The 5,031-nt window shown below is 75.2% G+C and carries 8 protein-coding genes; 6 read left to right on the top strand and 2 right to left on the bottom strand.

Features of this window, described 5'->3' with window-relative positions; genetic code table 11:
* The coding region (locus J7I94_RS37170) for a penicillin acylase family protein (RefSeq protein WP_251076311.1) at positions 1 to 1,297 on the bottom strand (1,297 nt) is incomplete at its 3' end.
* 127 nt (positions 1,298 to 1,424) lie between these two features.
* Here J7I94_RS37170 and J7I94_RS37175 point away from each other — a divergent pair.
* From J7I94_RS37175 to J7I94_RS37190, 5 genes are all read left to right on the top strand, one after another.
* A complete protein-coding gene (locus J7I94_RS37175) occupies positions 1,425 to 2,012 on the top strand; it encodes an HhH-GPD-type base excision DNA repair protein (protein WP_215174689.1) in 588 nt (195 codons plus the stop codon).
* Between the two features lie 146 nt (positions 2,013 to 2,158).
* A complete protein-coding gene (locus J7I94_RS37180) occupies positions 2,159 to 2,578 on the top strand; it encodes a hypothetical protein (protein ID WP_215174691.1) in 420 nt (139 codons plus the stop codon).
* Positions 2,579 to 2,657: 79 nt separating this feature from the next.
* A complete protein-coding gene (locus tag J7I94_RS39165; protein ID WP_285442788.1) occupies positions 2,658 to 2,786 on the top strand; it encodes a hypothetical protein in 129 nt (42 codons plus the stop codon).
* 176 nt (positions 2,787 to 2,962) lie between these two features.
* Positions 2,963 to 3,259 (top strand): type II toxin-antitoxin system VapB family antitoxin, encoded by a 297-nt coding sequence (locus tag J7I94_RS37185; RefSeq protein WP_003999914.1) that lies wholly within the window; start codon positions 2,963 to 2,965, stop codon positions 3,257 to 3,259.
* Between the two features lie 181 nt (positions 3,260 to 3,440).
* Complete coding sequence (locus J7I94_RS37190) at positions 3,441 to 4,067, top strand: LytR C-terminal domain-containing protein (RefSeq protein WP_215174694.1); 627 nt, start codon at positions 3,441 to 3,443, stop codon at positions 4,065 to 4,067.
* Between the two features lie 19 nt (positions 4,068 to 4,086).
* Here J7I94_RS37190 and upp read toward each other — a convergent pair whose 3' ends face one another.
* Positions 4,087 to 4,722, bottom strand: coding sequence for a uracil phosphoribosyltransferase (upp, locus tag J7I94_RS37195; RefSeq protein ID WP_215174692.1), 636 nt, complete (start codon positions 4,720 to 4,722; stop codon positions 4,087 to 4,089).
* Here upp and J7I94_RS37200 point away from each other — a divergent pair.
* Positions 4,721 to 4,858, top strand: coding sequence for a hypothetical protein (locus J7I94_RS37200; RefSeq protein WP_215174693.1), 138 nt, complete (start codon positions 4,721 to 4,723; stop codon positions 4,856 to 4,858). The two genes, upp and J7I94_RS37200, sit on opposite strands and share 2 nt — an antisense overlap.
* Positions 4,859 to 5,031 lie beyond the last annotated feature (173 nt).

The raw sequence follows: 5,031 nt of genomic DNA on the forward strand, positions 1-5,031 counted from the left end.
CCGACCCGACGCCCGAAGGCCAGCCCCCCGACCCGACGCCCGAAGGCCGGCCCTCCACCCCGGCCCCCGAAAGCCAGCCCTCCACCCCGAAAGCCAGGGAGCCGTCCACGCCCCCGGCCTCCAACGGCTCCCGCCAACCGTGCCAGCCATGCCCACCGTGCCAGTCATGCCAGCCGCGCCACGCGTGACCGGGCCGCCAAGCCGGCACCGGCCGCAGGCGGTTGGCGTCGGCGCGGACCGGCACCCGGCCCGCGCCCCGGCGCAGCGTGCCGCCCTCCGTGTCGGTGGCCCGCACGACACCGACCGGCTCGGCCCAGGCGGCCAGGGCCCGGTCCACGTCGGCGACCCGCCGGGCCCGCAGCAGCGGCAGCAGCGCGCCGAAGCCGAGGTCGGCGGTGACGCGCGCCGGGTACCGCAGGCTGAGGGCGACGGGCGTGCCGTCGACGAGGCCCTCGGGGCCGCCCGCGATCACCGGCCCCCGGTCGGTCTCGATGACCTCGGTCTCGACGGTCTGCTCACCGGCGACCCGGACCAGTTCGGTGTGCCGGGCGGCACGGTGCCAGCGGCCGTCCGGACCGAGCGCCTCGACACCGGCGCCGGTGCGCCGCAGCCGCTCGTGGTAGAGGTCCTGGTGGTCGACGGCGAGGGGGGTGAACGTCCAGGCGACAGTGCCGGTGCGGCCGGAGCGGGCGAGACCGGGGACGCCGGGCTCGGCGGTACCGACGACGTCGAACTCCGGGCAGGACAGGCGCAGATACTGGGGGTCACCGGCGTCGGGTACGACGGTGTACGGCCGTTCGCCCCCGCCGCCGAACAGGGCGACCGCCGCCACCCCCAGCTGCCCGGCGACCTGCCCGCGCCACAGCTTGGCCGGGAACCCCGCGGCGAGGACGTACAGGGACAGCCGGACCGCCAGCGGCGTCCACGGCTCCCAGCGCCCGGGCGCGAGCCCCGCCCTCCCGGACTCCCGCCCGGCGGCGCCCTCCGCGAGGCCCTCGTTGACCCCGGTGACGTACGCCCGGACCCACTCGGCCGTCTCCGGGTCCCGTTCCTCCAGGGCGGTGAAGCAGCGGCGGGCGGTGTCGGCGAGACGGGCGCGGCGGGCGAACCGGTCCCAGGACAGGGCGTCGGGCCCGCGGAAGGAGGCCGAGGTGCCCTGCGCCCGGTGCCGCCGCAGCTCCAGCTGCCCGCCGCGGTGGAGTGCGGTGAACCTGCCCTGGGCGCGGGCGAGTTCGACGGGGTCGTCGGCCCGCAGGCGCGGGACCGCCCGGGCACCGCGCTGGACTTCGGCGCTCATCCGCACCCACCCTCCACGCAGGTTAGGCTCACCTAACCTCAACCATTGTGGCGGAATCGTACGCCCTCCCCGGCGGCGGCCGACGGCCGGGCGCGCGCCCCGAGGCCCGACGCGCGATCATCGGGACATGGACGTCACCCTTCACCTCGCCCAGGACCCGGAGGCCGACGAGCTGCTCGGCCGCAGTCCGCTCGCCGCGCTGGTCGGGATGCTGCTGGACCAGCAGATCCCGATGGAGTGGGCGTTCAAGGGCCCCGCCACCATCGCCCGCCGGATGGGCGCGGACGACCTGGACGCGCAGGACATCGCCGCGTACGACCCGGAGGAGTTCGCCGCCCTGCTCGCCGAGAAACCGGCCGTGCACCGCTACCCGGGGTCGATGGCGGGCCGCGTCCAGCAGCTGTGCCGGTATCTCGTGGAGCACTACGACGGCGCCGCCGACGGTGTCTGGCGGGACGCCGAGAACGGCCGTGAGCTGCTGAAACGCCTCCAGGACCTGCCCGGCTTCGGCAAGCAGAAGGCGCAGATCTTCCTCGCCCTGCTCGGCAAGCAGCTCGGCGTCCGCCCGGACGGCTGGCGCGAGGCGGCCGGCCCCTACGGCGAGCCGTCCGCCTTCCGCTCGGTCGCCGACATCACCGGCCCGGAGTCCCTGGCCAAGGTCCGCGCCCACAAGCAGGAGATGAAGGCGGCGGCGAAGGCCGCCAAGGGGAAGTAACTCAGCGGACGCCTCCTCGCACGCCCGGCGCCCGAGTGGACCACTCCGGCGTGCGGATCCGGCCCGCCCGTCCCCAGCATGAGGCATGGCCGAGTCACCGAGCGGCTCCCGTACGGCGTCACCCGCCCGGCGGGGACACACCTGACGTGAGCCCCGTACCGCACGCCGCCACCCACCCCGCGCGCCGGAGCGCCTGGGCGCGGGTACTGGTGCTGCTGCTCGCCCTGCTCGTCCCCGGCACGCACGCGCAGGCGCAGGCACTGCCGGCCACGGCGGTGGCCGGCGACCTCGGTGGCGCCGGTGGCTCCGGTAGCCCCGGTAGCCCCGGTGGCTCCGGTGGCTCCGGTAGCCCCGGTGGCGGTACGGCGGCGGAGTACGACCTCCTCGACACCGCCCTGCGGTCCCCGGCCCGCACCACCCGCCGCCCGGCCGCGCCCCGGCACCCCGCACCGCTCCTCCCTCCCCTCCCGCGCGCACCGCGTCCGCTCACCGCCCGCCACCCCGCGCCCGCACCCCCGCCCCCGCCCTTCCCGCGCTCCACGCGCTCCGTCGTCCTGCGCTGCTGACCGGACCGCCCGGCCGGCCCCTCCCGCCGGCCCCGCGACCGACCAGCATCCCTGCCGCACGGACCGAGGAAGACGCCCCATGCTCAAGGACCCGTACGCCGTCCTGCGCGCCCTGCTGCGCGCGGAGGCCAGCCGACGCACCTCCAAGCCCGTACCGGCCGCCCCCGAGGAACGGCAGCGCCCCGCACCGGAACGGGAACGCGGCTGACCGCACGGGCGGCAGCACCCACGGCGGGGGCGGAGGGAGGGGCGCCGGACCCTCCTCTCCCCCGCCCGACCGTTGCCCCATTTCCACCCATACCATCCCTTTGGTCCACCTTTTTCGACCCCCGTACTCCGCCTCCATGGCTGCGCCCGGAACGTCTGGGCCGGTAGGCTTTCCGTGTGATCTTCAAGCGCATCGGAAACGGCCGGCCGTACCCCGACCACGGCCGGGAGAGCACCCGGCAGTGGGCGGACGTCGCACCGCGCCCGGTCCGCCTCGATCAGCTCGTGACGACCAAGGGCCAGCTCGACCTGGAGACCCTGCTCGCCGAGGACTCCACCTTCTACGGCGACCTCTTCGCGCACGTCGTGAAGTGGCAGGGCGACCTCTACCTGGAGGACGGCCTGCACCGCGCGGTCCGCGCCGCGCTCCAGCAGCGCCAGGTGCTGCACGCCCGCGTCCTCGAACTCGACTGACGCGCGCCCGGCAGCCACCTGCCGGACACCTGACCGCCCCGCGGCCGACACCCCGTCACGCGGCGCCTGGCCCGTTCGGGTTGCATTCGGATATCGCCCCGCGCTGTCGAATGATCATCTAGTAGGTATTGCCGCTGAGTCGCACTACGCTGCGTTCATGAGCATGCTGACTCCCCCCGGCATGGGCGGCAAGTACCGGATCACGGGTGACAAATACCCGCGGATGCGGCCTTCCCGGCGGCGCGGCAGGCTCGCTTTCCTCGGCGTCGCCTGCGTCGCCGTCCTCGGCCTGTTCGGCTGGGGCGTCTGGCAGCTCGTCGGCGTCTTCACCGGCAGCGACGAGGCGTCGGCCGCCGCGGGCGCCAGGCCGGGCCGCTGCACCCCGGCCGACTCCGCCGGGACGAACGTCTCCCCCTCCCCCACGGCCGTACCGAAGCCGGGGGCGGTCACCGTCAACGTCCTCAACGCCACGACCCGCAGCGGCCTCGCCAAGAAGACCGCCGACGAGCTGAAGAAGCGCGGCTTCCGGATCGGCGACGTCGGCAACGCGCCCGCGGCGTACGACAAGAAGGTCGACGGCACGGGGGTGCTGCTCGGCCCCGCCGCGGCCCTGAAGAGCACCCTGCCCGTGCTCGGCACCCAGCTCCCGGCCGCCGAGCGCCGCACCGACCCGGCCCGCAAGGGCGCCGCGGTCGACCTGATCATCGGCGACGGGTTCAAGGGGCTGGCGAAGCAGGCGGCGGCCGACACGGCGCTGGCCGCGCTGAGCGCGCCGCAGCCCTCCCCGAGTGCCGGGAAGGGCTGCTGAGAGAAGCGGGGCGCGGCGGTTACTCGGCCGCGCCGTACATCCGGTCGCCCGCGTCGCCGAGGCCCGGCACGATGTAGCCGTGCTCGTTGAGGCGCTCGTCGACCGAGGCCGTCACGACCGTCACCGGAGTGCCGGCCAGCTCGCGCTCCATGACCTCGACGCCCTCCGGGGCGGCCAGCAGCACCACGGCGGTCACGTCGTCGGCGCCACGCCGGATCAGTTCCTGGATCGCCGCGACCAGGGTGCCGCCGGTGGCCAGCATCGGGTCCAGCACGTACACCTGACGGCCGGAGAGGTCGTCCGGCATGCGGGTGGCGTAGGTGGAGGCCTGGAGCGTCTCCTCGTTGCGCACCATGCCCAGGAAGCCCACCTCGGCGGTGGGCAGCAGCCGGACCATGCCGTCGAGCATGCCGAGCCCGGCCCGCAGGATCGGCACCACCAGCGGGCGCGGGTGGGAGAGCTTGACACCGGTGGTCTGCTCGACCGGCGTCTGGATGTCGACCTGTTCGGTCCGCACGTCGCGGGTGGCCTCGTAGGCGAGCAGGGTGACCAGCTCGTCGGCGAGACGGCGGAAGGTGGCGGAGTCGGTGCGGCGGTCGCGCAGCGTGGTGAGCTTGTGGGCGACCAGGGGGTGGTCGACGACGTGGAGACGCATGTCCCCCACAGTAACCGGGCCCCGCGCCCCCGGCGTCCCCGCGCCCGGCAACCGCCCCGACCGGGACCTTCACCCGCCCGCCCGCGTCGAACCGTCCGTACGGGGGAAGAGGGAGGAGACGGACGCGGGGTGGTGAGACTGTGCCTGACCAGGAATTCCACGACACGCCGTCCCGGGGTGAGGAACCACGGGCGGAGCAGCGATGGGCCGAGCAGGGCCGGAGCGGGGCTCGGCAGGAACGGGCGGAGCAAGTCCGGAGCGGGACTGCACAGGGCCCGGCGGAGCAGAGCCGGGCGGAACAGGGCCGGG

Origin of the sequence: Streptomyces sp. ISL-12 (assembly GCF_018614415.1) — a bacterium.
Classification (GTDB): domain Bacteria; phylum Actinomycetota; class Actinomycetes; order Streptomycetales; family Streptomycetaceae; genus Streptomyces.